The sequence below is a fragment of the Arthrobacter ginkgonis genome (genome assembly GCF_039540195.1).
Taxonomy (GTDB): Bacteria; Actinomycetota; Actinomycetes; order Actinomycetales; family Micrococcaceae; genus Zafaria; species Zafaria ginkgonis.
On sequence record NZ_BAABEO010000009.1, the window covers coordinates 292,732 to 318,907 of the forward strand.

At 71.2% G+C, this 26,176-nt stretch carries 20 protein-coding genes and 1 tRNA gene; 8 read left to right on the forward strand and 13 right to left on the reverse strand.

Annotated elements, in window-relative coordinates:
- Positions 1-8: 8 nt before the first annotated feature.
- Positions 9-1,124 carry an oxidoreductase gene (locus ABD912_RS07940; RefSeq protein ID WP_345149844.1) on the reverse strand — a complete coding sequence of 372 codons (1,116 nt, stop codon included), beginning with the start codon at positions 1,122-1,124 and terminating at the stop codon, positions 9-11.
- Positions 1,125-1,221: 97 nt separating this feature from the next.
- Between ABD912_RS07940 and ABD912_RS07945 the strand changes: the two genes are divergently transcribed.
- The 3 genes from ABD912_RS07945 to ABD912_RS07955 all read left to right on the forward strand — a co-directional run bounded on the left by ABD912_RS07945 (position 1,222) and on the right by ABD912_RS07955 (position 5,044).
- Positions 1,222-2,877, forward strand: a complete 1,656-nt coding sequence (locus tag ABD912_RS07945; RefSeq protein ID WP_345149846.1) for a hypothetical protein — start codon at positions 1,222-1,224, stop codon at positions 2,875-2,877.
- Positions 2,878-3,065: 188 nt separating this feature from the next.
- The gene (locus ABD912_RS07950; protein WP_345149847.1) at positions 3,066-3,845 is read left to right on the forward strand and encodes an SDR family NAD(P)-dependent oxidoreductase; all 780 of its coding nucleotides are present in this window, start codon (positions 3,066-3,068) and stop codon (positions 3,843-3,845) included.
- Between the two features lie 35 nt (positions 3,846-3,880).
- Entirely contained in the window at positions 3,881-5,044 is a 1,164-nt protein-coding gene (locus tag ABD912_RS07955) for an acyl-CoA dehydrogenase family protein (RefSeq protein WP_345149849.1), read from the forward strand.
- Positions 5,045-5,048: 4 nt separating this feature from the next.
- Here the strand turns inward: ABD912_RS07955 and ABD912_RS07960 are convergent, their stop codons facing one another.
- Complete coding sequence (locus tag ABD912_RS07960; RefSeq protein ID WP_345149850.1) at positions 5,049-5,891, reverse strand: DUF1684 domain-containing protein; 843 nt, start codon at positions 5,889-5,891, stop codon at positions 5,049-5,051.
- 30 nt (positions 5,892-5,921) lie between these two features.
- Between ABD912_RS07960 and ABD912_RS07965 the strand changes: the two genes are divergently transcribed.
- Positions 5,922-6,227: a hypothetical protein gene (locus ABD912_RS07965; protein ID WP_345149852.1), complete on the forward strand. Its 306-nt coding sequence runs from the start codon at positions 5,922-5,924 to the stop codon at positions 6,225-6,227.
- A gap of 95 nt (positions 6,228-6,322) precedes the next feature.
- Here the strand turns inward: ABD912_RS07965 and ABD912_RS07970 are convergent, their stop codons facing one another.
- The 5 genes from ABD912_RS07970 to ABD912_RS07990 all read right to left on the reverse strand — a co-directional run bounded on the left by ABD912_RS07970 (position 6,323) and on the right by ABD912_RS07990 (position 15,776).
- On the reverse strand, positions 6,323-8,182 hold the full coding sequence (locus ABD912_RS07970; RefSeq protein WP_345149853.1) for a hypothetical protein: 1,860 nt from the start codon (positions 8,180-8,182) through the stop codon (positions 6,323-6,325).
- Positions 8,163-8,786 carry a DedA family protein gene (locus ABD912_RS07975; RefSeq protein WP_345149854.1) on the reverse strand — a complete coding sequence of 208 codons (624 nt, stop codon included), beginning with the start codon at positions 8,784-8,786 and terminating at the stop codon, positions 8,163-8,165. The genes ABD912_RS07970 and ABD912_RS07975 overlap by 20 nt, the downstream gene beginning before the upstream one ends.
- A complete protein-coding gene (locus ABD912_RS07980) occupies positions 8,783-9,778 on the reverse strand; it encodes a pseudouridine synthase (RefSeq protein ID WP_345149987.1) in 996 nt (331 codons plus the stop codon). Before ABD912_RS07980 ends, ABD912_RS07975 begins: the two co-directional genes overlap by 4 nt.
- Positions 9,779-9,915: 137 nt before the next feature.
- Positions 9,916-10,710: an Fpg/Nei family DNA glycosylase gene (locus tag ABD912_RS07985; protein ID WP_345149855.1), complete on the reverse strand. Its 795-nt coding sequence runs from the start codon at positions 10,708-10,710 to the stop codon at positions 9,916-9,918.
- 38 nt (positions 10,711-10,748) lie between these two features.
- Positions 10,749-15,776: an ATP-dependent helicase gene (locus ABD912_RS07990; RefSeq protein ID WP_345149857.1), complete on the reverse strand. Its 5,028-nt coding sequence runs from the start codon at positions 15,774-15,776 to the stop codon at positions 10,749-10,751.
- A gap of 439 nt (positions 15,777-16,215) precedes the next feature.
- Between ABD912_RS07990 and ABD912_RS07995 the strand changes: the two genes are divergently transcribed.
- Both ABD912_RS07995 and ABD912_RS08000 read left to right on the forward strand, forming a co-directional pair.
- Positions 16,216-17,529, forward strand: coding sequence for an ATP-binding protein (locus ABD912_RS07995; protein ID WP_345149858.1), 1,314 nt, complete (start codon positions 16,216-16,218; stop codon positions 17,527-17,529).
- A 164-nt stretch (positions 17,530-17,693) separates the two neighbouring features.
- Complete coding sequence (locus ABD912_RS08000; RefSeq protein ID WP_345149860.1) at positions 17,694-18,740, forward strand: zinc-binding dehydrogenase; 1,047 nt, start codon at positions 17,694-17,696, stop codon at positions 18,738-18,740.
- 191 nt (positions 18,741-18,931) lie between these two features.
- Here ABD912_RS08000 and eda read toward each other — a convergent pair whose 3' ends face one another.
- From eda to ABD912_RS08020, 4 genes are read right to left on the reverse strand one after another with little or no spacing between them, the layout of a single operon-like run.
- On the reverse strand, positions 18,932-19,627 hold the full coding sequence (gene eda, locus ABD912_RS08005) for a bifunctional 4-hydroxy-2-oxoglutarate aldolase/2-dehydro-3-deoxy-phosphogluconate aldolase (protein ID WP_345149861.1): 696 nt from the start codon (positions 19,625-19,627) through the stop codon (positions 18,932-18,934).
- Complete coding sequence (edd, locus tag ABD912_RS08010; protein WP_345149863.1) at positions 19,620-21,494, reverse strand: phosphogluconate dehydratase; 1,875 nt, start codon at positions 21,492-21,494, stop codon at positions 19,620-19,622. The genes eda and edd overlap by 8 nt, the downstream gene beginning before the upstream one ends.
- Before the next feature lie 47 nt (positions 21,495-21,541).
- Positions 21,542-22,999 (reverse strand): GntP family permease, encoded by a 1,458-nt coding sequence (locus ABD912_RS08015; RefSeq protein ID WP_345149865.1) that lies wholly within the window; start codon positions 22,997-22,999, stop codon positions 21,542-21,544.
- Positions 22,996-23,541 (reverse strand): gluconokinase, encoded by a 546-nt coding sequence (locus tag ABD912_RS08020; protein ID WP_345149867.1) that lies wholly within the window; start codon positions 23,539-23,541, stop codon positions 22,996-22,998. The genes ABD912_RS08015 and ABD912_RS08020 overlap by 4 nt, the downstream gene beginning before the upstream one ends.
- A 175-nt stretch (positions 23,542-23,716) precedes the next feature.
- Here ABD912_RS08020 and ABD912_RS08025 point away from each other — a divergent pair, with 175 nt between their 5' ends.
- Positions 23,717-24,439 (forward strand): FadR/GntR family transcriptional regulator, encoded by a 723-nt coding sequence (locus ABD912_RS08025; protein ID WP_345149869.1) that lies wholly within the window; start codon positions 23,717-23,719, stop codon positions 24,437-24,439.
- Between the two features lie 176 nt (positions 24,440-24,615).
- On the opposite strand, the gene rlmH is transcribed toward ABD912_RS08025, so the two are convergent.
- Complete coding sequence (gene rlmH, locus ABD912_RS08030; protein WP_345149870.1) at positions 24,616-25,074, reverse strand: 23S rRNA (pseudouridine(1915)-N(3))-methyltransferase RlmH; 459 nt, start codon at positions 25,072-25,074, stop codon at positions 24,616-24,618.
- A gap of 95 nt (positions 25,075-25,169) precedes the next feature.
- Here rlmH and ABD912_RS08035 point away from each other — a divergent pair, with 95 nt between their 5' ends.
- Positions 25,170-25,943, forward strand: a complete 774-nt coding sequence (locus ABD912_RS08035) for a phosphatase PAP2 family protein (protein WP_345149871.1) — start codon at positions 25,170-25,172, stop codon at positions 25,941-25,943.
- 87 nt (positions 25,944-26,030) lie between these two features.
- Here the strand turns inward: ABD912_RS08035 and ABD912_RS08040 are convergent.
- Positions 26,031-26,121 (reverse strand) — tRNA-Ser (locus tag ABD912_RS08040).
- Positions 26,122-26,176: the final 55 nt, after the last annotated feature.

Sequence of the window (26,176 nt, forward strand, 5' to 3'; positions counted from 1 at the left end):
TCCGGGCGCTACCAGGCCGCGCGCCAGTACTGCTGCGCCCGCGGGACCAGGTCGCGGGCGACCCCCAGTTCGGAGGCCGCAACGGCGGCCCAGTTCGGCTGCACCAGCGCGGCCCGCCCGATGCTCACGCCGTCGGCCTGACCGCTGACCAGCACATGCTCGGCCTGGGCCGGGGCGGTGATCAGCCCCACCGCCGTCACGAAGGAGTCCGTCCCGGCCAGCGCGGCCTTCACCGCGGCCGCGAGCGGAACCTGGAAGCCGGGTCCGGTGGGGCCGCGGAACGGGCCGATGCCGGCACTGGAGAGGTCAAAGAGCGTCACCCCGAGCTCGCGCAGCTCGCTCGCCAGCTGCACCGTGTCGGAGATCCTCCAGCCCTCCTCCACCCAGTCGTCGCCGGAGAGGCGCACGGCCAGCGGCTTGTGCGCCGGCCACGCGGCCCGCACGGCGGCGACGACCTCGCGCACATAGCGGGTGCGGTTCGCGTAGCTTCCGCCGTAGCCGTCCGTGCGGTGGTTGGTCAGCGGGGACAGGAACTGGTGGATCAGGTAGCCGTGCGCGGCGTGGATCTGCACGACGTCGAAGCCTGCCGCGTCCGCGCGCGCGGCCGCAGCGGCCCAGGCCTCCACGGAGGCCTCGATCTGAGCAACCGTCATTTCCCGCGGGGACGCCAACCCGAAGATGTCCGTTTCGGAAGGACCCAGGGTCTGCCAGCCGCCCTCGTCGTAGGGCATGGTGCCGCGGGATCCACTCGCCGCGTGCGCGGGCAGCCAAGGGTAGGTGGAGGCCTTGCCGCCGGCGTGCGCCAACTGGATGCCCGCGACCGCCCCCTGGGAATGGATGAACGCCACCACCGGTCCCCAGGCCTGGCGCTGCAGGTCGTTCCAGATCCCGGTGTCCTGGTCGGAAATCCGGCCCTCCGGGACCACCGCCGTCGCCTCGGTGAACACCAGCCCGAACCCGCCGGCGGCGCGCGCGCCCAGGTGCACCAGGTGCCAGTCGTGCGGCAGCCCGTCGCGGGCGGTGACCGAATACTGGCACATCGGGGCCAGCGCGGCGCGGTTGCGCAGGGCCAGGCCGGGGCCGGCGGGCGCGGAGAGGGTGGCGGGTTCGAAGAGCAGGCTCATGTCAGGTGCCAACCCGCCGTGGGGAGGGGCTATTCCCGGACATGCCAGCGGCGCCGGGGTGCCCGGACGGGACATTCCGGCCCGCTAGGCTCGACACATGTCGCCTGCCAGAAAAGCCGCCGTTGCCGCCGCCGGGGCTGCGGTGGTCCTGTTGCCCCTGCTGGACCCGCTGACCCGGGCCCGCGTCCTGAACGGCATCCTGTTCCAGCAGGGCGTGTGGATCCTGGCGGGGCTGGTCCTCCTGGCCGCCGCGCTCTGGGTGCTGGTGGACGCCGGGGCCCGGCTGCAGGCCAGCGAGAAGGCGCGCAAGGCCAAGAAGGCCCGCAAGGCAGCCGAAGGCAAGGGGAAGGGGGCAGGGGAGGAGGCAGCGGAGGATTCAACCGCCGCTGCACGGGTCGCCGTCCAAACCCTCCAGGCTCCTTCGGCGGAGAACGCCCCGGCGGGACAGATGCCGGCCCGCCCGGGCAACCCGGCCTGGCTGCCCTCCGCGGTGCTGGGGGTCCTGATCCTCGGGACGGCCGCCGGGGCCCTTGCCCAGTGGTGGGACCGTGCCACCGCCCTGCGCGACTCCGTGGCTGTTTCGGCCGAACCGCTGCCGGAGATGGCGCTGCGCGCCCCCTTTGTGGTGGCCGAACGCCAAGCCTCCTCGAACCTCTCCGGCACGGTGGGCAACATCGGCGAGACGGACTACCTGCCCCCGCAGGACGCCTACAGCACCCTGGTGAACCGCCCCGGCCTGTTCCAGCCCGGGTACGAGGTCCTGCTGTCCCAGCGCCTTGCCCTCACCGGCCAGGCCGAGGGCACCAGATGCAGCTTCTCCGCGGCCGCCCAGAAGCGCATGGGTGGGATGTTCGGGCACTCGCTGGAGCGTGCCATCGCGGCCCGCGACTTCATGCTCATCGCCAAGGAACGCGATGCCTGGGGCTACTGCGACGGAGACTCCCCGGTGGTCGTGGTGCCCCTGACCAAGCTGCACAACTGGCTCTCCCCGCGCGATGTCCCCGCCGGCGTCGCCGTCTACAACGGGACCAGTGGCGAGCTGCGGATCCAGGACACCGTCGAACCCGGGGACCTGCCGGGCCCTGCGGTTTCCATCTCCCAGGCCGAGCGCATCAACGACTCCCTGCAGACCTATGGCGGGTCGTTCTGGAGCACCCTACTGGTCCAGACCGGGCTGACGGACCAGCCCAAGGACGAGGACGACACCAACCTGGGCAACTTCACCAACTTCAGCCTCGCCGTCGGCCCGCAGGGCGGGGAAGGCTACGTCTCCCCGTTCACCTCCCGGGCGTCCTCACGCTCCATCGACGTGGTCACCGTGCTCGATACCGCCCGGGCCACCGCCGGCCAGCCCGCCAGCGTGGCCCTGTACCGGCTGGCGTCCCCGCGCCAGTCCAATGCCGCCACCGCCGACCGCATCAAGGCCGACTACGCCAGCCTGCCCGGCTGGGCCACCGGCCTGGAGATCATGGAGATCGTCCCCGGCGGGGAAGGTACCTGGCACGCCTCGATCGGGCTGAGGCAGAACGTCACCCACCGGGTGGAGCTGAAGGCCGACGGGTCCTCGTGCCTGCTGACGGCCACGGGGCAACGGCTTTCCTGCTCCGGAACCGCCGGCCCCGCGGAGCCGGTGGAGGGCGGCGGTTCGGGCGTGGACACGGGCACCGACCTGTCCACCCTCGATGACGCGGAGCTGATGCGTTTCCACGAGGCCGTCGTGGCTGAACTGCACCGCCGCCTCACCACGCCGTAGTGGAACTGCCCGTACCCACGCCGACCGCATCCGTCCCGCGCGGATCCATCCCGCCTGGGAGCCCGGGCGAGGCGATGGCGGCATGGCGCGCGTCACACTAGGCTCTATCCCAATGGGCCGGGCCGTGGCGCCGCAGCGTCGGCGAACCGGCGGATGCCGGTCCGGGGCCGATCGGGGGAAGGGCGAGGATGCTGATCGACGGAGCCAGCGTGATCGTGACCGGGGGAGCCTCCGGCCTGGGGGCGGCCACCGCCCGGAAACTGTACGACGCCGGGGCCCACGTGGTGCTGGTCGACCTGCCCTCCAGCGCGGGGGAGGAGGCGGCCTCCGCCTTGGGGCAGCGCGCACGCTTCGCCGCCGCGGACGTGACGGACGAGGAGCAGGTGCGGGCCGCCGTCGGGCTGGCCTCCTCGCTGGGACCCCTGCGCGTGGCAGTGAACTGCGCCGGCATCGCCACTCCCGGCAAGGTGCTGGGCAAGGGCGGCCCGCTGCCGCTGGCGGACTTCGAACGCGTGGTGCGCATCAACCTGGTCGGCACGTTCAACGTCCTGCGGCTGGCCGCCGAGGCGATGGCCGCCACCGACCCGTGGACGGATCAGGCAACCGGCAGCGCCGAACGCGGCGTGGTGGTGAACACCGCCTCCGTGGCCGCGTTCGAAGGCCAGATCGGCCAGCCGGCGTATGCGGCGTCCAAGGGGGCGGTGGCGTCGCTGACCCTGCCGGCCGCCCGCGAACTGGCGCACCACCTGATCCGCGTGGTCGCGATCGCGCCGGGACTGTTCGAAACCCCCATGCTGGCTGGGCTGCCGGCGGAGGCGATGAGAGCGCTGGCGGCGACGGTGCCCCACCCGTCCCGGCTGGGGCGGCCGGAGGAGTTTGCCGCGCTGGTGGCGCACATCCTGGACAACCAGATGCTCAACGGGGAGACGATCCGGCTCGACGGCGCGGTCCGGATGGCCCCCCGGTAGGCGGAAGCCCGAACCCAGGAAAGCAGGGAAACGCGATGGAGGCACGGCTGCCGGGGGCGGATTTCCTGGACATCGAGTCCGGGCTGGCGCCGCACGAGCGGCGGAAGCTGGGGCAGGTGCGGGCGTTCCTGGCCGAGCGGGTGCTTCCGCACGCGCCGGACTGGTGGGACCGCGAGGAGTTCCCGGCCCACCTGCTGGTCCCGTTCGGGGAACTGGGGGTCGGCACGCCCACGCGGCGCGGATATTCCCACCTCTTCCACGGACTGGTGATCGCCGAGCTGGCCCGCGCCGACGCGTCGCTCGCGACGTTCTTCATGATCCACCACGACCTCTTCGTCGAGTCGCTGCATGCCTTCGGGACCGACGCGCAGCGCGAACGCTACCTGTCCGACGCGGCGGCGCTGCGCACCACCGGCGCGTTCGCCCTCACCGAGCCGGACCACGGCTCCGACGTGGCCCGCGGGCTGGGAACAACGGCCCGCCGGGACGGGGACCACTGGGTCATCAACGGCGGCAAGCGCTGGATCGGGAACGGGACCTTCTGCGACCACCTGCTGCTCTGGGCCGCCGACGAGCACACCCGGCAGGTGCGCGGCTTCATCCTGGACATGTCCCTGCCGGGGGTCGCCTCCACCCGGATCGAGCACAAGACGGCGCTGCGGATCGTGCAGAACGCGGACATCGTGCTGGAGGACGTGCGGGTGGCCGAGGCCGACCGGTTCCCGGGCATCGACTCCTTCGCGGACGCCAACGAGCTGTTGCGCTCCAGCCGGATCATGGTCGGGTGGGAGGCCGTGGGGCAGCAGCTGGCCGCGTTCGAGATCGCCCGCGCGTACGCGTTGGAGCGGGAGCAGTTCGGCCGGCCCATCGCCTCCTTCCAGCTGATTCAGCAGCAGCTGGTGCAGATGCTCGGCAACGCGACCGCGTCGATGGCGATGATGGCCAGGCTGGCGCAACTGCAGGAACGCGGGGCGGCCGACATGGCGCAGGCGGCGCTGGCCAAGGCCTACTGCAGCGCGCGCATGCGCGAGTCCGTGGCCCTGGGCCGGGCGCTGCTGGGCGGCAACGGGATCCTCACCGACCGCCGCATGGCCAAGGTTTTCGCCGACGCCGAGGCGATCTATACCTACGAGGGCACCTACGAGATCAACTCGCTGATCGTCGGCCGCGCGGTCACCGGCATCTCCGCGTTCTCCTGACCGGTCAGGCGCCGGGCGGTTCCGGGGACTTTTCTCCGGCCGTGACCGCGAGGTCCAGCCGGTTGCCTTCCGGCGGGACCGGACACACCGCGTGCCCGGTGAACGCGAACGGATAATCCAGCGTGCGGTTGAAGTCCAGGTCCACCGTCCACCCGCCGGCCGGGTCCGGCGCCGGCGGCTGCAGCGGCAGGAAGCGCCAGGCCGGGGTGTCCACCCCGTTGGTGGCGTCGCGGAAGGCCACCGTCAGCCCGCCGGTGGCCGATTCCTCCGCCGCCAGCCGGTACTCGCGCCCACCGATCCCGAACACCACGTCGCCGGCCAGCAGCACCGTTAGCCTGGTGTCCGCCCGGATCGAATCCACCGCGACCTCCCGCTCCGTCGGGTAGGGCTCGAACCTTCCGCGCAGCACCCACTCCGGGGCGTAGGCGAACGTAGGCACCCCGCGGAACGCCGCCCGCGCCGCCGAATCCCGTTCCCGGGTGCGTACCATGTACCGGCCGCCGCGCAGCCCCAGCTCCACCAGCGTTGAGCCGTGGCGCACCCAGTGCACCGACTCGTCCTCGCCGACCGCCCGCACCAGCGTTCCCACCACGGGAGCGCCCGGGCCGTCCCCGTCCACCAGCCCGTCAGCCGCGGTGGCGCTGAGCCGGGCGACGGGTGTTCCGGCGTCGTACTTCCCGTCCTCCGCGCCGGCCGGACCGGCGCTCCACAGCCCCGGCAGGCCCTCCAGGCGGCCCGGGGACCCCGGCAGCCACTGGTAGGAGGTTACGGTCAGCCAGCCGTGCTCGGCCGCGAGCCCCTCCTCGCGGAGCCGGCGCCAACGCTTCCAGGATTCCTCATCGCCCATGCCTCCCAGTGTGCCAGTAGGCTGGTCGGCATGCCCTCCTTCCGTGCCCAACTCAACATCGTCGGGCTGCGCCCCGGATACCGGCCCGAGGCCGTGATGGACACCGCGGTCGCCGCGCTCGCCGAGCGCCACCACGTGGAGGCGAACCAGTTGGACATCGTGGCCGGGATCCCCCGGATCACGCTGCGGTTCACCGTCGAGGAGCCGGAACGGGGCGCCGAGAACCGCACGGCCCGCGAATCCGCCGCCCTCATGCGGGCGGCCGTGGAGGCGGTGGCCGTCACCCAGCGGCTGGCCGTGCTGCGGCGGGTGCGCGGCACGTGGGTGGCGGTGTAGGGGCAGGAAACGGAAAACGCCGGAGCCCCCTTCTCGGGGGCTCCGGCGTTCCGGGCCTCGACTACGTTTGATCCCGCAGGCCTAATGCCGCACGCCTAATCCCGCAGGGCGTTCGCCTGCCGGCGGGCGGCCAGGCGTTCGGCGTGGGTGATCTGGTAGCGGCGGTTCTCCGTGGCCAGCAGCACCACGAAGGCGCACATGCTGGCGGTGATCGCCACCACCGTGGACCGCTGGTCGCCGAGCAGGCGCTGGCCGAGGATCCAGAACAGGCCCCACGCGAAGCCGGTCGCGACCGCCATGCGGCTGCGCTCGCTCAGCGCGAAGGTCAGGGCGGCCCACGCCGCAACCACCAGGGTCACGGCCGCCCAGAGCGAGTCGCCCAGCACCACCGGCAGGCCCAGCTTTGTTGCCCAGACTCCCAGCGTCCACGGCAGCACCGTGAGCATCCACCCCAGGTAGAGGGCGATCGGCACGTCCATCCCCAGCCGTTCCCGCGGCGTGCGTGCGGTGCGGTCGTTGAGCCGGCGCAGGCAGTAGCCCAGCGCGCCGGTGGCCGCGGCTGCGGCCAGCAGGGCCAGGAACACGAGCCCGGCGCGGGCGGAAACCATCCACACGCCGCCAAGCAGCGTGGCGGCCGCGGCCGGGTACCCGACCGAGCGCTGGCGCAGGGACGAGCGCTGTCCCGGCTGCCACTGGAACCACGCCATGGCGCCCATTCCCAGGAACACCACGGGCCAGATCAGCAGCGCCCCCCTGGCCGGGGAGAGCAGGGAGAAGTCCGGGGCGAACACGCCGCCCGGGGAGGTGTGGAGGCTTCCGCCGCCAAAGGCGCCCAGCCCGAGCAGCCCCAGCAGGAACGCCAGGCCCGCGGAGGCGGCGACCACCCTGCGGCGGCGCTCGTCCAGCGGGGTCTCCTCCGGGTCGGGTTCGGTCGAGGGAAGGTTGTAGGGCGGAATGTAGACCGGATCGGCCTGCTCCTCCGTCCACAGGGACCGGGACTCCTCCGGCTGGGGCGCGGGAATGGAGGCCTCCTCGGCCTGCGCGGCCACGATCGCCTCCCGGGCCCGTTCGACCAGCACCCCCAGCTGCTCCGCCTCCGCCGTGCCGTCGGCGATGTCCGGGCGCCCGGCATTGGCGGGCAGGGCGCGTTCCGCCTCATGGGCCTGCTCTGACTGTTCGGCCTGCCGGGCACGCTCCGCCTGCCGGGCGAGGACGGCGGCGAGCGCGGCCTTTTCGGCGGCGGCAAGGCGGGCCTCCTGCCGCCGGGCGGCCAGCGCCTCGGCCTGGATGCGGGCGGCCTCCGCGTCGCGGGCAGCGGCCTGCAACGGGCGGGCCTGCGCCGGAGGGACCTGCGCCTGATCGGCCTGCAGGGGAGGGACCTGCGTGGAACGGTTGTGGAGCGCCCGGTCCTGCAGCACATGCTCCTGCAACGCACGCACCTGCAGGGCGCGGGTGGTGGCCCGGTCGCGCGCCTCCTGTGCGGCTGCTCCCGGGTGGGCCGCCTCGAGTGCGGCCGCCTGCTCGGCGGCTTCCCGTTCGGCCGCCTCGCGCTCGCGCCGTGCGGCACGCTCGGCAGCCTTCCGGCGTCGTTCCGCGGCCGCCGCGCTGACGCGCCGGCCCACCTGGCCGGGCAGGGCCAGCAGGTGGTCGCCGACCTTGTGCCAGTCGGGTTCGGGGAGATGGTCGAACCAGTCGCTGAGGCTGTGGATCTCGGAATCGCCGGAGGGCTCGTGCTGGCCGTGCCGCGCGGCCAGATGCCGGAAGCCGGAGGCCGGTGCAGGCCGTTCCTGGGGGGCCGAGCCTCGTCCCGGGGACTGGTGGAACCGCGGCATCCGCGTGGATGGCCGGGGTGAATCACGGGGTGAATCGTGGTGCGGTTCGGGAGCGGGCTGCCCGGCCCTCAACCGCTCCAGTGCCGCCGCTGCGGCCGACGGTTCATCCGACGTGTTGGTCATGTGAAAGAGCCCCTTTCCTGCGCGCCCGGATGGCCATGCCCCCCGCAATAACCAACCCGACCAGCGTACCCAACCCCATCCCGATCACAGCCGAGATCCACGGGGAAAGGCCAGTACTGTTACCAGTTACATACCCCAAGGCCACCATCCATGTCGACCACAGAAGGGCACCGGTTCCGGACAGGGCCAGGAAAGGCCCCAACGGGAGGTTCGCCATCCCGGCCGCGGCCACCGAGGCGGTCCTTCCGCCGGAGAGGAACCGGGCGCCGACCAGGCCTGCGTAGGTGGTTTCGCGGCCGGCCTTGCCCATGAGGCGGAGGATGTTCCGGTGACCCCAGCGACCCCAGCGGAAGCGGCCGAACCACTGGGTCAGGCCGTTGCGGAAAACAAGGTAGAGGGCGATGTCGCCGGCCCAGCATCCGGCGGCGGCGGCCAGGACCGCGGCGACCGGGTTCAGGGATCCCTGCGCGGCCATCGACCCCGCGCCCAGGACCAGCAGTTCGCTGGGGACCGGGGGCAGCGCGGCATCCAGGGCCACGAGCACCAGCATCAGCGGGTAGTACCAGGGCCCCAGGTTTCCGGCCAGGGCCGCGTCCAGGTTCACCGGGCGGCCGCGCCGGCGGGTTCGTGGCGGGACTTTTCCCCGGATTCTTCGGAGCCGGGGCGTTCCTGGAGCTCGAGCCGGGACCGGAAGGTGCGTTCGGTGCCGGTGAGCGGGTCGGTGAAGGCGATCGAGCGGGCCAGCAGCTGCAGCGGCCGCGCGTGGTCGTCCGGCACCTTGTCCCACAGCACGGGGTAGAAGGGGTCGTTGAGGATGCCCAGTCCCAGCGCCGCCATGTGCACGCGCAGCTGGTGGGTCTTCCCGGTGCGGGGGCGCAGCCGGAAGTGCCCGACGGCGGCGCCTGCGTGGGTGCCCGCGCTCGTGCCGGTGCGGATCAGGTCGATGCCGCTTTCCGCGTTCGGCTCCCCGTCCTCGACGATCGCGAGCAGGTGGCCCTTGCGCTTGGTCATCCGGTTGCCGTAGGTGAGGGGGAACTCGAGTCCCTCCGGCACCACGCCGTGGGGGAGGGCGCTGACGCACTCGTATTCCTTGCCGATGGCGCGGCGCTCGAACAGCGTCTGGTAGGCGCCGCGGGTTTCCGGGTTGGTGGAGAAGAGGATCACCCCGGCGGTGGCGCGGTCCAGCCGGTGCATCGGGATCAGTTCCGGCAGCCCCAACCGGTTGCGCAGTCTGACCAGCGCCGATTCCTGCACGAAGCGGCCGCCCGGGGTGGTGGGCAGGAAGTGCGGCTTGTCGACCACCAGCAGGTGCCCGTCCTGGAAGAGGATGTCCTCGGTGAACGGGACAGGCTCCTCAACGGGCAGGTTGCGGTAGTACCAGAGGAACTCGTGGCCGCCCAGCGGCGTGGCGGCGTCCAGGGGCTCGCCGCCCAGGCCCACGACCTCGCCGGTCTCGAAGCGGCGCACGATCCCGTCCGGGTCCACATGCCCGAACCGGTGCAGCACGTAGTCCATGACGGTTCCCCACGGACCCTCCTGCGGAAGGCGCAGGCGCGTCGCGTTGACGCCGTCGCGCACGGGAAGGGGGGATTGCATGGCCATGGGTTCCAGTGTCCCACGGGCGGCGAGCCGCCCTGGTCGGGACCCGCGCCGTTCTCGATCCGTACCGTCCGGGCCCCGGACATGCCACGGCGGCCGCGGAAAGCCGCGGCCGCCGTGGCCTGATGCTCCGGCTACGCCTCCGTCTGGCAGCGCGGGCAGAAATAGATGTCCCGCTCGCCGGCCGCCGGCCCAAGCGCCGGATCCCCCAGCTTCTGCATGACCACCGGGGTCCCGCAGCGCTGGCACGGCTCGCCCGACCGCCCGTACACCCAGTACGGGTCCCTGCTGGCGGAACCGGTGGTCACGCGCCGGGCGCGGTCCTTGTTGGCGTGCAGCAGCTTGTGGGCCAGTTCAACCATGTGGGGCAGGTCCTCCACCTCGCCCACCGGCGTCAGCGGGTGCGTCTTGGCCAGGAACAGCAGCTCGCACCGGTAGATGTTGCCCAGCCCGGACATGAGCTTCTGGTCCAGCAGGGCCAGCCCGATCGGACGCTCGGGATCCGAACCCAGCCGCCGTTCGGCCTCGGCCGGGTCCCACGAGTGACCCAGCGGGTCCGGACCCAGGTGCCCGACGGCCTCCGGCTCGTCAGCGGTGCGGATCACCCGCAGGAAGCCCAGCTCGAACCCGACCGCCTGGAAGTCGGCGTTCTTGAGCACGCAGCGGGCCTTCACCGACGGGGCCCGCCAGCGCTCGCCGGGGGCGTAGACGTCCCAGTGGCCTTCCATCATCAGGTGCGTGTGGATGCTCAGGTCGCCCGCCCGGATCAGCAGGTGCTTGCCGCGGGACACCACCGACTTCACCACGGCGCCGGAGAGGTCGAGTGTCGCGTATTGCGGTACGCGGAAGTCGCTGGACAACAGGGGGCGGCCGCTGAGCGCTGCGTCGAGGCGGCGGGCCGCCCGGTAGACGGTATCTCCCTCAGGCATGGGTTATCACCTCGGTGACTTTGGACAACGTGTTCGGATCATGCACGGAATCTCACTCCGTTCGGTGACGAATAGAACCCCGCGTCCAGCAGGGCGGTGGCGACGGTTGAATCCAGAATGGACCTCCCGTTGACCTTCTCCACTGTCATCTTAGTCACATTCGCGGTGCGCAGGGCGGAAACCAGCGAAAACGCGGCGGCCTCCAGTTCGGCCGGCCCGTCAGTGAACGCCAGCAGCGTTTTGCCGCCGCGTTCCATGTACAGCGCCAGCGCCCCGCCCACCAGGACGACGACGGCTCCGGCCTTGCGTCCCGGCCGGTGCCCGGTGGGGGTGGCCCCGCCGGACGACCCGCCGTCGGGCCCCGCATCGAGCGCCGGCCAAGGCAGCGCCGCACCGTAGGGGTTGGCGGGATCTGTCGCGGCAAGGGCCAGGGCCTCCGGCCGCCGCCCGGCCGCGTCCAGGTCGGTGTCCTGGACCTGCCCACGCAGCCGGTCCACGGTGGCCGGAACGGAGAACTGGGCGGCGCCGAGCCGTTCGATGAAGTAGCCCCGGCGGGCCCGGCCGGCCTCCTCCAGCCGCGCCAGCACCTTGTACATCAGGGCGAAGCCGCCGGGCACGTTCTCCGCCACGACCGACCCGCGGGTCAGGACCCCGTACCGGTCCAGCAGGTACTCGGCGCCCGCGTGGGCGCGCACCGTCGGATCCTGCTCCGGTTCCGGCAGCAGGCTCCACCGGCCCGCGGCCCGCGACGCCAGCGGCGCGCCGCCGACCGGCCGGCCGGCGTCGTCCCCCATCCCGGAGACCGGACGCAGGCCCGCCCCCAGGCCCACGCCGGCGCCCAGTCCGCCGCGCAGGCCGCCGGCGATCCCACGCAACCGTCCCGGCCGCGCCGGACGGGCACGCGGGGTCCCGGGCCGCTGCCGGTGGGCCGTGTGCCCGCCGCCCAGCAGTCCGCGCACCGGAGCGAAGGTGTCGTTGCCCAGGCGCCCGGCCCAAACCAACTCCCACAGGGCGCCCAGCAGGGCCTCCTCGGAGGGCAGGTCCGCCCCTCCGGCCTGGCCCCAGCCCAAGGGGCCGGCCAGCTGCTCCCGCAGCTGCCGGAAGAAGAACGCACCGCCCCCGGCCAGGGCGTCCAGGATCCGCTGCTGCAGCGGATCGGGCTCGAAGTCGGCCTGCGGGGCCAAGGTCAGCGGCGCGGTCTCGGCCAGGTGCAGGGCGATCCACCCGTCGTTCCCGGAGAGCGCCCCCGCCCCGGACCAGAGGATCTCCCCGGTGGACATCAGCTCGTCCAGCATCGCCGGCCGGTAGTCGCGCACCCGCGCCGGCAGCACCCACGACTCCCACGCGCTCGCCGGCACCGGAACCCCGGAGAGCTGGTCGACGACGGCCGCGACGCCGTCGAGCCCGCGCAGGTTCTCCCCGACGTACTGCCACCCGGGCAGGAAGCGCCCGTAGGTTGCCGCATCCACCGGTTCCACCTCGGCGCGCAGCGCGGCCAGCGAGCGGCGCCGGATCCGGCGCAGGACCTCGGCGTCGCACCACTCCTCCCCGGCGGTGCCTCCGCCCTCGCCCGGGCGGAACTCACCTTCCAGCACGCGGCCCTCGCCGGCCAGCCGGCGCAGCACGGTGAGCACGACGGCGGGTCCCAGCCCCAGCCGCGCCGCCGCCTCCGGGGCCGTGAACGGCCCGTGGGTGCGGGCGTAGCGGCCCACCAGGTCCCCGAGCGGGTCCGCGACCGGTTCCACGAACGCCAGCGGCACGCCCATCGGCAGCGGCACCCCGAGCGCGTCGCGCAGCCGGGAGGCGTCCTCGATCGCCGCATGGACCTCGCGCCCGGCGACGTGGACCTTCAGGGCGCGGTTGGTGCGCAACAGCTCCGCGGCATATCGCTGCGCGGCGGCCTCCCGCGCGTCCCCGGCGGCGTCGCCGGCCTCCGGGGCTGCGGTCTCGGGCCCCTCCGGGACTCCGGTCTCGGGTCCCTCCGGGACCAGCCGTTGGGCGATTTCCCCGACGGTAAGGGGGCCAAGCAGGCGCAGCAGGTCCGCCGTCCCCTCCAGGCCCTTGAGCTGGCGGTCGGGGGTCAGGCGCTGGAGCTGGGCCTCGGTCTCCGCAATGACCTGGGGGTCCAGCAGTTCGCGCAGTTCGGTGCGGCCCAGCAGGTCGCCCAGCAGCCCGGGGTCCAGGGACAGTGCGGCGGCGCGGCGCTCGGCCAGCGGTGAGTCGCCCTCGTAGAGGAACTGGGCCACGTAGCCGAACAGCAGCGACTGGGCGAACGGCGAGGGCTGCTGGGTGGTCGTCTCCACGATGCGCAGCTTCCGCGCCTCGATGTCCGCGGCGATCCCGCGCAGCGCAGGCAGGTCGTAGACGTCCTGGAGGCATTCGCGCACCGTTTCCAGGATGATCGGAAAGCTGGGGTACTTGCGGGCCACGTCCAGCAGTTGGGCCGAGCGCTGGCGCTGCTGCCACAGCGGGCTGCGCTTGGCCGGGTTCTGCCGCGGCAGCAGCAGGGCCCGGGCCGCGCACTCGCGGAAGCGGGAGGCGAACAGGGCGGAACCGCCGACCTCGTTGGTGACGATCGCGTCCAGTTCGTCGGCATCGAAGAGGAACAGTTCCGCTCCGGGCGGCTCGTCCTCCATCATCGGCACCCGCAGCACGATTCCGTCGTCGGAGGCCATCGCGGATCCGTCCAGCCCGTAGCGGGCGTGCAGCCGGGCCCCGACGGCCAGCGCCCACGGGGCGTGCACCGGCATCCCGAAGGGCGAGTGCAGCACCACGCGCCAGTCGCCGAGCTCGTCGCGGAACCGCTCCACCACCAGCGTCCGGTCGCTGGGCACCACGGAGGTGGCCTCCTGCTGCTCGCGCAGGTAGGCCTGCAGGTTGGACGCGGCCCACGGGTCCAGGCCGGCGGCACGCAGCCGGTCGCCGGCGTCGTCCGCAGCGACCAGTTCGCGCCGGAAGGCACCCAACGCCCGGCCCAGCTCCACGGGACGGCCCAGCCCGTCGCCCTTCCAGAACGGCAGCTTGCCGGGCTGGCCGAAGGCGGGGGAGACCAGCACCCGGTCGTGGGTGATGTCCTCGATCCTCCAGCTGGTGGCGCCGAGCGCGAAGACGTCGCCCACGCGCGACTCGTAGACCATTTCCTCGTCGAGTTCGCCGACCCGGCGCCCGCCCTTGGCGGTGTCCTCGGACCCGACCAGGTAGACCCCGAAGAGCCCGCGGTCGGGGATGGTTCCGCCGCTGGTCACTGCCAGGCGCTGGGCGCCGGGGCGCCCGGTGATGGTTCCGGCCTCGCGGTCCCAGACGATGCGCGGGCGCAGCTCGGCGAACTCGTCGGAAGGGTACTTGCCGGCCAGCAGGTCCAGGGTGGCCTCGAACGCGGAGCGCGGCAGCGCGGCGAACGGCGCCGAGCGGCGGACGACGTCGAACCACTCCTCCGTGTCCAGGTCGCCGAGCGCGCAGGCGGCCACGGTCTGTTGCGCGAGGATGTCCAGCGGGTTGGCCGGGACCGAGAGCGGCTCGATCCGGCCGGCCAGCATGAGCTCCACCGCCACCGCGGTGTTGACCAGGTCCCCGCGGTGCTTGGGGAAGAAGAAGCCGCGGCTGGTTTCGCCGACCTGGTGGCCGGCGCGGCCCACGCGCTGCAGGCCGGAGGCGACCGACTGCGGGGACTCGACCTGGATGACCAGGTCCACCAGGCCCATGTCGATGCCCAGCTCCAGGCTGCTGGTCGCCACGACGCAGCGCAGCCGGCCGGACTTGAGGTCGTCCTCGATCCCGGCGCGCTGTTCCTTGGACACGGACCCGTGGTGGGCGCGGGCCAGCAGGGGCTCGGCCCCGGAGGTCTGCCCGGCCTGGGCCATCATTTCGGCCGGGGTGCGCGTGGGGGAGGCCTTGAGCAGGGGCTGGCCGGGGATCAGGGCCACCGCAGCGGAACCGAGACCCGGCGCGCCGGGGCTTCCGCCGCCGTTGTCCTGTGGGCCTCCGCCCGCGGCGGGCGCCTGGGCCAACATGCCGCGATCGGCATGGATCTCGTTGAGGCGGCCGGTGAGCCGTTCGGCCAGCCGGCGCGAGTTCGCGAAGACGATCGTGGACCGGTTGGCCTCGATCAGGTCCACGATCCGTTCCTCGACGTGCGGCCAGATGCTGGCCTGCGGCTGCAGCCCGCTGGCCGGACCGAGGTCGTGCGCCGCGGCCGCGGCGGGCAGGTCCGTCATGTCCTCGACCGGGACGGTGACCGTCAGGTCCCAGGTCTTGGCCGCGGGCGGGGCGACGATGCGCACGGGGTGGGTGCCGCCGAGGAAGCGGGCGACCTCCTCGCGCGGTTCGACCGTCGCGGAGAGTCCGATGCGTTGCACGGGCCTGCGCAGCATCGCGTCCAGCCGCTCCAGCGAGACGGCCAGGTGGGCCCCGCGCTTGGTGCCGGCCACCGCGTGGACCTCGTCCAGGATGACGGTGTCCAGGCCCGTGAGCGTTTCCCGCGCCCGGGAGGTCAGCATCAGGTAGAGAGATTCGGGGGTGGTGATGAGGATGTCCGGCGGGTTGGTCAGCAGCTTCCGGCGGTCCGACGCCGGGGTGTCGCCCGAGCGGACGCCGACGGTGATCTCCGGGGCGGGCAGGCCGATCCGCTTCGCGGTCTGCGTGATGCCGATCAGCGGGGCGCGCAGGTTCCGCTCCACGTCCACGCCGAGGGCCTTCAGCGGGGAGATGTAGAGGATGCGGGTCTTGCGCTTGGGTGCCTTGGCCCGGGGGTTTTCGGCGTCGTGCTCCCCGGCCGCGGCGAGCGGAAACCCAGCAGGGGAGAGGGAGACCGGGGAGAGGGAGCCCAGCGGGAGTTGTGCCTGTTCGGGCGGGGCGCCGCGCAGGAACGAATCCAGCGCCCAGAGGAAGGCCGAGAGCGTCTTGCCGGAACCGGTCGGGGCGATGACCAGCGCGTTCGCGCCAGAGGAGACCGCGTCCCAGGCGCCCACCTGGGCCGCCGTCGGCGCATCGAAGGCACCCGTGAACCACTCGCGGGTTGCGGGCGTGAACCTCTCAAGGACCGCCTGCGCGGACGTCTTCCCAGCCATTGCCCCAGCCTACGCCGGGCCCCCGACACAGTGCTCCGAACACCATGCCGCAACCGCCCTTCCCGAAGGAGTCCTGGCTGTCCGCGCATTCACGCCCATCGATGTCCGATCCCCTGGGCGCTTCGGTCAATGTCAGGGGACAAGGAGGGCCTGCCCGGAAGGAGAGGGCATCAGGCTGATCAACGCCAACCCGTACGGCAACGGCACCGCGATCTTCACCTCCCGCTGGCCCGAAGCCAGTCACGCTTCAGGGGCTTAATGCAACTTCCCCCAAACTGACGAATTGAGTCGCCGTGTCGGCCGGTGACCCACGCCTGGCAGGCCGACATGGTGACACCGCGTGGCCCGCCACGGTTGAATGGGCCAACTTGAAGAGTGCCCGCCGGATGCTCCATCATCCGTGAAACCGCCAAACGCGATCCACCAAGGAGACACGGCCATGACCAACTGGCGTATCAGGGACTTCCATTCGTCCGACCTCGACGGCATCCTGCACCTGTGGGAGTCGCTCAAGGCCGATGGCGTGGAGCCCGTGTACGCGCTGTCCGAGGTCGTGGCGTCGTGCGAAAAGGACCACGCGGTGGTGGCAGTCCAAGGTGACCAAGTGGTGGGCGCCGCCGTCGGACGCGCAGCGCACGACCAAGGCTGGATCGTCTTCCTCGCCACGCTGACCGAGTACCGCGGCCGCGGCATCGGCACCTCGCTGCTGGCCGCCGTCGAAAACCGCATGGCCCCCCACGGCCTCAACAAGCTGTCCGCGCTCATGCCCGAAACCGAAACCCGCGTCGAGGCGTTCCTGGGCCGCGGGTTCGTGGTCAAGAAGAACCTGCGCTACTTCGAGCGGACCATTCCGGTGCAGCGGCAGGAGCTGGGGCCGTTGAGCCTGCTCGGCGGGCGGATCCTGGCACGTGATCTCTGGGAGAACGTGGCCGGCATGAAGCGTGAGAAGGAACTGCTGGAACGCCGGCTCGTGCTGCCGCTGGCCGAGACCGACCTCGCCGATGAATACGGCGTCGTGCCTCCGCGCGCCGTCGTGCTCTTCGGCCCTCCCGGCACCGGCAAGACGACCTTCGCCAAGGCCATCGCATCGCGACTGGAGTGGCCGTTCGTGGAGGTCTTCCCCTCGCGACTGGCCTCCGATCCCAAGGGCCTGGCCGGCGCGCTGCGCGAGACGTTCCTGGAGATCGCGGAGCTGGAACACGCCGTGGTGTTCATCGACGAAGTGGAGGAGATCGCGTCCCAACGGGCAGGTGATCCGCCGTCGCCACTGCAGGGCGTCACCAACGAACTCCTCAAGATCATCCCCGCCTTCCGCGAACAGCCCGGCCGCCTGCTGGTCTGCGCCACCAACTTCATCCGCGCGCTGGACAGCGCGTTCCTGCGCCATGGCCGCTTCGACTACGTCATCCCCATCGGCCTGCCCGACGTCCACGCCCGCGAGGCCATGTGGCAGCGCTTCATCCCGGCCACCGTGGTGGATTCAGTCGATATTGCCCAGCTGGTGGCCCGCACCGAGGGCTTTTCGCCGGCCGACATCGAGTTCGCTGCACGAAGCGCCTCCCAGCGGGCCCTGGAAAAGGCCGTGTACGACGACGGGGGCGCTTCGGGCTCCTCGTCTGACCTTGCGTCGAACGGGCGTAAGGGGCCCGTCACCCAGGACTACCTCGACGCGATCGCCGATACCCGCATGACAGTGAGCGCCGAGGTGTACCAGGAGTTCCTCGAAGACATCGACGTGCTGGGGCGCGTCTAATCACTCGCCGCAATCCGGCGAGGGGGCTGGGGCAGTGCAACGTATGGGCCGTCGAAGCGCCCGCCCAAGGGTTCCGCCCGGTCGCGGGCGCGGCTAGCTTGGTGGCCGTGGGCGCCGCCCCGGGCCCACGGAAGATCCGTCCCCACGTTCCGAAGGGAAACCCCATGAAGGCACTGGTCTACCACGGTCCCGGCAAGAAGTCCTGGGAGGAGGTCCCCGATCCGGTGATCCAGGAACCGACGGACGTGATCGTGAAGGTGGAGACCACCACCATCTGCGGCACCGACCTGCACATCCTCTCCGGGGACGTCGCCGCGGTGACCGACGGGCGCATCCTCGGCCACGAGGCGGTGGGCACCGTGACCGAGGTCGGCTCCGCCATCGGCAGCTTCAAGGTCGGAGACCGGGTCCTGGTCCCGGCCATCACCAAGTGCGGGCGCTGCGACTACTGCGTGAAGGGGATGCCCTCCCACTGCCAGACGGTCGGCGGCATCGGGTGGATCTTCGGGCACCTGATCGACGGCACGCAGGCCGAATACGTGCGCGTCCCGTTCGCGGACACCTCCCTGTATGCGGTGCCGGAGCACGTCACCGACGAGCAGGCGATCTTCCTCGCCGATTCGCTTCCCACCGGCTACGAGGTGGGCGTGCTTGCCGGCGGGGTCCGTCCGGGCGACACCGTCGCGGTGGTCGGGGCCGGCGCCGTGGGCCTGTCCGCGATCCTCACCACCGGCCTGTGGGGAGCGTCCCGGGTGATTGCGATCGACACCAACGAGTTCCGCCTCGAAAAGGCCAGGGAGTTCGGGGCCACGGACACCGTGGTCGCCGGACCGGACGCGGCCGCCCAGGTCAAGGCGCTCACAGACGGGCTCGGCGTGGACGTGGCGATGGAGGCCGTGGGTTACCCGCAGACCTTCGCCACCGCGGTGGACCTGGTCCGTCCGGGCGGGCGCATCGCCAACATCGGCGTGCACGGGGTTCCGGTGGAGCTGCCGCTGCAGGATCTGTGGATCCAGAACCTGACCATCACCATGGGCCTGGTGGACACCAGCAGCGTCCCGATCCTGCTGAAGATGGTCGCCTCAGGCAAGATCCCCGCCGAGAAGATGGGCACCCACACATTCACCTTCGGGCAGATCGATGAGGCCTACCGGGTCTTCAAGGAATCCGCGGCGGAGAAGGCGCTCAAGGTCATCATCAAGCCCGGCTGACCCGGGCGGGCGCATCGCGAGGGGGCAGCGAGCCCGGCAGGAGAACGACGGCGGCTGGCAGGTTCCGCGTGCGCGGAACCTGCCAGCCGACGCACTCATGCGTCAGGATTCTGTTCCGCACCCGCACTTTCGCGTCACGATTCGGGAGAACACCCGCACTTGCGCGTCATTTTTCGTGAGGTGGTCGAGCATCACCTGGCCGCCGCCGCGGTCCTCTTTGCCGGCGGATGGGTTTCAGTCGAGGAAAGGACCGCTGCCTTGGGTGAGGACGGAGCGAGCGCCGAAGCGGCCCGGGCCAGCTCGGCGACGGTGGCCCAGTCCTTCCGCGCAATGACGTCCGACGGGGTGATCCACGTTCCCCCGACGCAACCGACGTTCGGCAGCGCGAGGTACGAGGCGGCGGTGGCCGCGGTGATCCCCCCGGTGGGGCAGAACCGCGCACCGGGAAGAGGGGCGTGGATCGACTTCAGCAACCCCAGGCCTCCCGACGCCTCGGCCGGGAAGAGCTTGAGCTCGGTGTAGCCGAGTTCAAGAAGGGCCATCACCTCCGAGACGGTGGCGGCCCCGGGAAGGAACGGAAGACCGGTGTCGCGGAGTCCGGCCAGGAGGCTGGGCGTGGCACCTGGGGAGACCAGGAACTGCGCGCCGGCATCCGCTGCCAGCTTCGCCTGATGGGGGGTGACGACGGTGCCGGCACCCAGCAGGATCTCGGGGACCGAGGCGCTGATGCGGCTCATGGCCTCCAGCGCGGCCGGGGTCCGCAGGGTGAGCTCGATGACGGGCAGCCCTCCCTCGACCAGCGCTCGTGCCAGGGGAACGGCGTCGTCCGGATCGTCGACGACGACGACGGGAACGACGGGGACGTGATCGAGGAGGGAATCAGACAAGGTGGGGCTCCTGTGCGGTGGAGTGGGCGGGGCGGGTGGAGTCGGTCGGGCGGGTGAAGAGCGAAGCGCCGCGGTCGGCGGGGCCGACGGCGTTGCGGAAGGCGGCGAAGAGTTCCCGGCCGGTGCCGGTCCATTCCTCGGGGGACGGAGCGAAGCCGTTGGCTGGACGGCCGGCGAGTTCTTCCGGGTCGACGTGGAGGGTCAGGGTTCCTGTCCGCGTGTCGAGGGTGACGAGGTCCCCGTCGCGCACCTTTCCGATGGGTCCGCCGTGGGCAGCCTCGGGGGTGATGTGGATGGCTGCCGGCACCTTTCCCGAGGCGCCGGACATGCGTCCGTCCGTGACGAGGGCGACGCGGTGGCCACGATCCTGCAGCACGCCCAGGGCGGGCGTGAGCTTGTGCAGCTCCGGCATGCCGGTGGCGGCGGGTCCTTGATACGGCACGACCGCCACGAGGTCGCGGTCGAGCTCCCCTTCGGCGAAGGCGCGGAGGAACTCGGCCTGGTCGGTGAAGACCAGAGCGGGGGCTTGGATGAAGCGGTGGTCGTCCGGCACGGCGGAGGTCTTCACGACGCTTTGGCCCAGGTTCCCGCGGAGTATCTGCAGCCCGGCGTCGGGCGTGAACGGGTCCTCGTGGGTGCGCAGCACGTCGCGGTCGAGGCTATTGCGAGGGCCCTCCTGCCATTGGAGGCCCTGGGCGGTGAGCCGGGGCTCGGCGGTGTAGCGCCGCAGGCCAGGGCCGGCGATGGTGTTGACGTCCTCGTGGAGCAGGCCCGCGTCCAGCAGGGTGTGGATGAGCAGGGCCATGCCTCCGGCCGCGTGGAAGTGGTTCACGTCGGCCGTTCCGTTCGGATACATCCGCGTCAGCAAGGGGACCACGGCGCCCAGCTCGGAAAGGTCGTCCCAGGTCAGGGTGATGCCGGCGGCGGCCGCGATCGCGACGAGGTGCATCGTGTGGTTCGTCGACCCGCCGGTTGCCAAGAGGGCCACGGCGGCGTTCACCAGCGCCTTCTCGTCCACGATCTCCCCGATCGGCGCCACGTGGCCTCCGAGCGACAGCTCGACGACCCGCTTTCCGGCTTCGTCGGTCAGCGCCTCGCGCAGGGAGGTCCCGGGGTTGACGAAGCTCGCTCCGGGAAGGTGCAGGCCGAGCACCTCCATGAGCAGCTGGTTGGAGTTGGCCGTGCCGTAGAACGTGCACGTGCCGCTGCCGTGGTAGGAAGCCGCTTCGGCGTTGAGGAGCTCCTCACGGGTGGCCTTTCCCTCGACATACAGCTGGCGGACCTTGGCCTTCTCCCCGTTGGGGATGCCGGAAGTCATGGGGCCGGCCGGCGCGAAGACCGTGGGGAGGTGGCCGAACGAGAGTGCCCCGATGAGCAGTCCGGGAACGATCTTGTCGCAGACACCCAGCATGAGCGCGCCGTCGAACATGTCGTGTGAAAGGGCGATGGCGGTGGACATCGCGATGACGTCGCGGCTGAAGAGGGAGAGCTGCATGCCGTCCCGGCCCTGGGTGATGCCGTCGCACATCGCCGGGACGCCACCGGCGACCTGCGCGATGCCGCCGGCCTTGATCACGGCGCGCTTGAGTTGCCGGGGGTAGGTTTCGAAAGGCTGGTGCGCCGAGAGCATGTCGTTGTAGCTGGTGACAATGGCAATGTTGGGCTTGACGAGCCCGCGCAAGGCGGCCCGGTCGGGCTCCTCCGTCGCGGCGAAGCCGTGGGCGAGGTTGGCGCATGCCAGCCGGCCGCGGGCAGGCCCCCGGGCGTGGGCTGCCCTGATGCGCTGGAGATACGCCGCGCGGTCAGCGTGGCTTCGTTGTGAGATCCGGTCCGTAACGGCGAGGACAACGGGGTGGACAGGCGACATGGTGGCTGCTTTCGGGTGAGTGAAGGCGGAGCGAGGGGCGTGCGGTGTCAGACGAACGCGCCGACGGCGAGGACAAGGACCAGGCCCACGACGGAGATCAACGTCTCCATCACCGACCAGGTCTTGAGGTTCTGGGCGATGTTCAGCTGGAAGTACTCCTTGACGAGCCAGAAGCCGGCGTCGTTGACGTGGGAGAAGAAGACCGATCCGGCGCCGATCGCGAGCACCAGCAGGGACGTTTCCGCCGGCGGCAGCCCCGCCGCCAGCGGTGCGAGGATACCGGCAGCAGTGATCGTTGCCACGGTGGCCGAACCGGTGGCGAGCCGGATCACTACGGCAACCAGCCAGCCCAGGAACAGCACGGAGATGTTGGAGCTGGTCGCGAAGTCGGTGATCACCGTGCCGATGCCCGTATCGATCAGGGTCTGCTTGAAACCGCCGCCGGCGCCGACGATGAGCAGGATGCCCGCGATGGGAGGCAGGGACTTTTCCAAGGATTTGGCGATGCCGCGGCGATCCATTCCGGAGCCGCGTCCGAAGGTCACCAAGGCAACCAGCACGGCCAGCAACAGGGCGATCAGCGGGGTGCCCAGGAAGTCGAGCACGACGCGGACCTGGTTCTCCTTGGGGGCCGCGATGTCCGCGATCGCCTTTCCCATCATCAGCACGACGGGCAGCAGCACGGTGGCCATCGTGGTGGCGAACGGCGGCCGGCGGGTGCCCGCACTGTCAGGGTTGATGCCGGCGCCAGCGTGGATTGCGGCGGTCGGCGTGGCGTGGCTGCTGCCGTGGCCCGCCCCGACGAGCTGCTGCTCCCGCTCGGTGACGAACAGCTGGGGCGCCGCGACGTCGACCCAGCGGCTGGCCACCTTGGCGAAGAGCGGACCGGCGATCACGACGGTTGGGATCGCGATGAGGACCCCCAGGATCAGGGTGATCCCCAAGGGGGCGTTCAGGGCGTTGATGGCCACCAAGGGCCCCGGGTGGGGCGGCACGAGGCCATGCATGGCCGACAGGCCTGCCAGGGCGGGGATGCCCACCCGGATGAGGGAAAGCCCGGAGCGCATCGAGACCAGCATGATCACCGGCATCAAGAGGACGAGGCCGATCTCGAAGAACATTGGGAGGCCGATCAGCGCACCGACCAGACCCATGGCCCAGGGAAGCATCCGGGGGCCTGCCCGCCCGATGATGGTGTCGACGATCTGGTCGGCCGCCCCGGAATCGGCCAGCAGCCGTCCGAACATCGCGCCCAAGGCGATCAGCACGCCTACTCCTGCGACGGTCGAGCCGACCCCGGCCGAGAAGCTGGCCACGACGTCGGCCATGGGCATGGCGGCCAGCGCACCGACCGTCAGCGCGCCGATGGTGAGGCTCAGGAAGGGATGGAGCTTGAGCCAGCTGATCAGCACCACGATCAGCGCGATGCCGAGTAGGGCTGCGGTGACAAGCTGCAGCGTGCCGGCGTGGGGCGTGATGGGGTCGGTGACCGCGAACAGCGTCATGAAAGGGCTCCTAGCGAACGGGGCTGCAGGGTGGTGGTGCGGTGGATCAGTGCCGCCGCCTGGTGGACGATCTGGTCGACCGGTTCGTCGAAGCGGACGGTGATCCCGTCCTCGTCCGGGCCGAGGGGTTCGAGCGCCGCGTACTGGCTGTCGACCAGGGAGGCCGGCATGTAGTGATCGGTCCGGGCCTCGACGCGTGCCCGGACCACCTCGGCGGGCCCGGCCAGGTGCAGGAACCGCACTGGTCCGGCATGCAGGCGCAGGATGTCGCGGTAGGACCGGCGCAGGGCCGAGCAGCTGATCACCGCTCCCTCGCCCTGGAGGGCCAGCCAGGTTCCGACGGCCGCGAGCCACGGTGCCCTGTCGCTGTCATCGAGTGCCACGCCGGCGCGCATCTTCGCCACGTTCTCCGCGGGGTGGAAATCGTCGGCGTCGCCACAGGGGACGTCCAGATGGGCAGCCAAGGCGTGGCCGGCAGTGGTCTTGCCGGCTCCCGCGACGCCCATCACGACCCAGAGGCCTGATCCGGAGGAATGTTTCATGTAAGTCGGTTCCTTTTCTGTGGCGCCCCTCACTGGCGAATGTGACGAGCATCGCATGATTGATCATACGAATCAACCTTTTTGCCCTTTAAAAGTCATACGAACATGCCGCTTAGTCATACGAATCTGGATGCGTATGGCCTGTTAGTCGGCTTGATCAGGCAAGATAGGAACCATGACGGCGATCGATGGTGGACTGCACGTCCACGTGCTGGACCGGGTAGGACCCGACCTTCTCTGGGGGGACCTGCGCGGTGTCGGTCAGCTTCGGCTGGAGACCATCGAGGAGCGGTACGGCGTCTCCCGCTCGGTGGCCCGGGAGGTGGTGCGGGTGCTTGAGTCGATGGGGCTGGTGGCGAGCCGGCCGCGCATCGGGATCACCCTTCGGCCGCGCGCCGAGTGGCACTTCCTTGACCCGCGCCTCATCCGATGGCGGCTCGCGGGTCCGGAACGGGCCGACCAGCTCCGATCCATCACTGACCTGCGGCGCGGCATGGAGCCGGTCGCCGCGGAGCTCGCAGCCACCCATGCCACGCCGGAACAGTGCGGCGCACTCACCGGCGCGGTGATCGGCATGTCCGTCACCGGGAGGGAGGGAAATCTCGCGGCCTACCTCGCCCACGACATCACGTTCCACCAGACGCTTCTCCAGGCGTCGGGGAACGAGCTCTTCGCCAGCCTCGGCGACGTCGTCGCCGAGGTGCTCACCGGACGTACGCAGCACCATCTGATGCCGGAGCATCCCGAACCTGCGGCGATCCGCCTCCATGCCGACGTGGCGGAGGCGATTTCCTCCCGAGATCCTGCCCGAGCCGGCCGGTTGATGCGCGAGATCGTCAGCGAAGCCGGGCAGGCCATGGAGGCGGTGCTTCACGACACCCGCGACCACTCCGGGTGAGGCTGGTCGCCGTCGTGCCCCGCTCCAAGATTTTGCTATCTCCGGGGCGGTCCGCCGGAAATTTTGCTACCTCCCGGGCGGGTGGCGGACCTGTGGGTCAGGATCCGATTCCGCACTCGCATCAACGCGTCATGATTCGGTAGAGCACCCGCACTTACGCGTCACTTTTCGTGGGGTCAGACGTGGTGGTAGGGGCGGCCTCCGGCGATCTCCTGCGCCCGGTAGAGCTGTTCGGCCAGGATCAGCCGCACCAGCTGGTGCGGAAACACCAGCTTGGACAGGCTCCAGACGAAGTCGGCGCGCTGGTGGACGGAGGCGTCCACCCCGTACGCGCCGCCGATCACCAGCGTGATGGTGCGCGAGGTGTCCAGCGGCCGCTGCAGGGTCGCGGCCAGGGTGGGGGAGTCGATGTTCTTGCCGCGCTCGTCCAGCAGGACCAGGAAGTCCTGCGGCCCGAGCTTGGACAGGATCCGCTCGGACTCCTCCGCGCGCGCCGCATCCCCTTCGCGGGCCGAATGCGGAAGCAGGAGCCAGGACACGTCGAAGGGCTTCTTCATGCGCTTGCCGTAGCGTTCGATGCCCTCGGCGACCCAGGACTCGTGCTTCTTACCGATGGCGAGGATACGCAGTGACATGGGGACCATTTTCGCAGGTACGCGGCGGGCGCCTGCGTCTCTCCCGCCGGGCGCCTTCCCTGCCCTGTGCGGCCCGGCCCGCATAGGGTGGTGGCGTGCCACTGAACTCGCTGCCCCCGCCGCTGCGGCGCCTCATCGAGGCCCTCGCCCTGCGAATGGGCCCCTACGCCGCCATGTGGGTGACCCTGATGGCGGGCGCCGCCGTGGTGCTGACCCTGGCCGCCTTCGCCGGGGAGATCTACGAGGACGTCACCGAAGCCGACGGGGTTTCCGGCTTTGACCTGCCGATCCTCGGATTGATGGTGGCCGGGCGCACGCCGTGGCTGGCGGCGGCGGGGACCGCGTTCACCAACCTCGGCGGCCCCGTGGGGTCGACGCTGCTTGCCGTGGTGGCCCTGGCGGTGCTCTCGCTGGCCTCGCGGTCCTGGCGCCCGACGATCCTTCTCGCCGTGGCCGCGGGCGGCTCGCTGCTCATGACAGTGGCCGGCAAGGACCTGATCGGGCGGCTTCGTCCGGACACCACGATGGCGGTCCCCCCGTTTGAGACCTCCCCGTCCTTTCCCAGCGGCCACACGCTGAACACCACCACCATCATGGCGGTGGTGGCGTACCTGACCTGCCTGCTGGTGCACCGCACGTGGGTCCGCACCGCCGTCATCCTGGCCTGCGGGACGTTTGCGGTGGCGATGGGCCTCAGCCGCGTGTTCCTTGGGCACCACTGGTTCACGGACGTGCTGGCCGCTTGGGTGCTGGGGCTGGCCTGGGCCGGCATGGTGATCCTGGCCCACCGCGTGTTCCACATCGTGGGCAAGGTGCGGGCGAAGGCCAGGCTCGAGGCCGGGCGCGGCCGCGGACCGGCGCCGCACTGACCGGCACGGGCCTGACCCGCGTTTGATCCGGGACGGCAAAAGGGCCCCGTTTCCTTGGTTTTCCAAGGAAACGGGGCCCTTCGCCGCTGGCGGTGACGGAGGGATTTGAACCCTCGGTACGGGGTTACCGTACACAACATTTCGAGTGTTGCACCTTCGGCCGCTCGGACACGTCACCAGACCCGGCCACTCTACCGGAAGTTCCCGCCCGCCCCCAAAACGGGGCGGTTCAG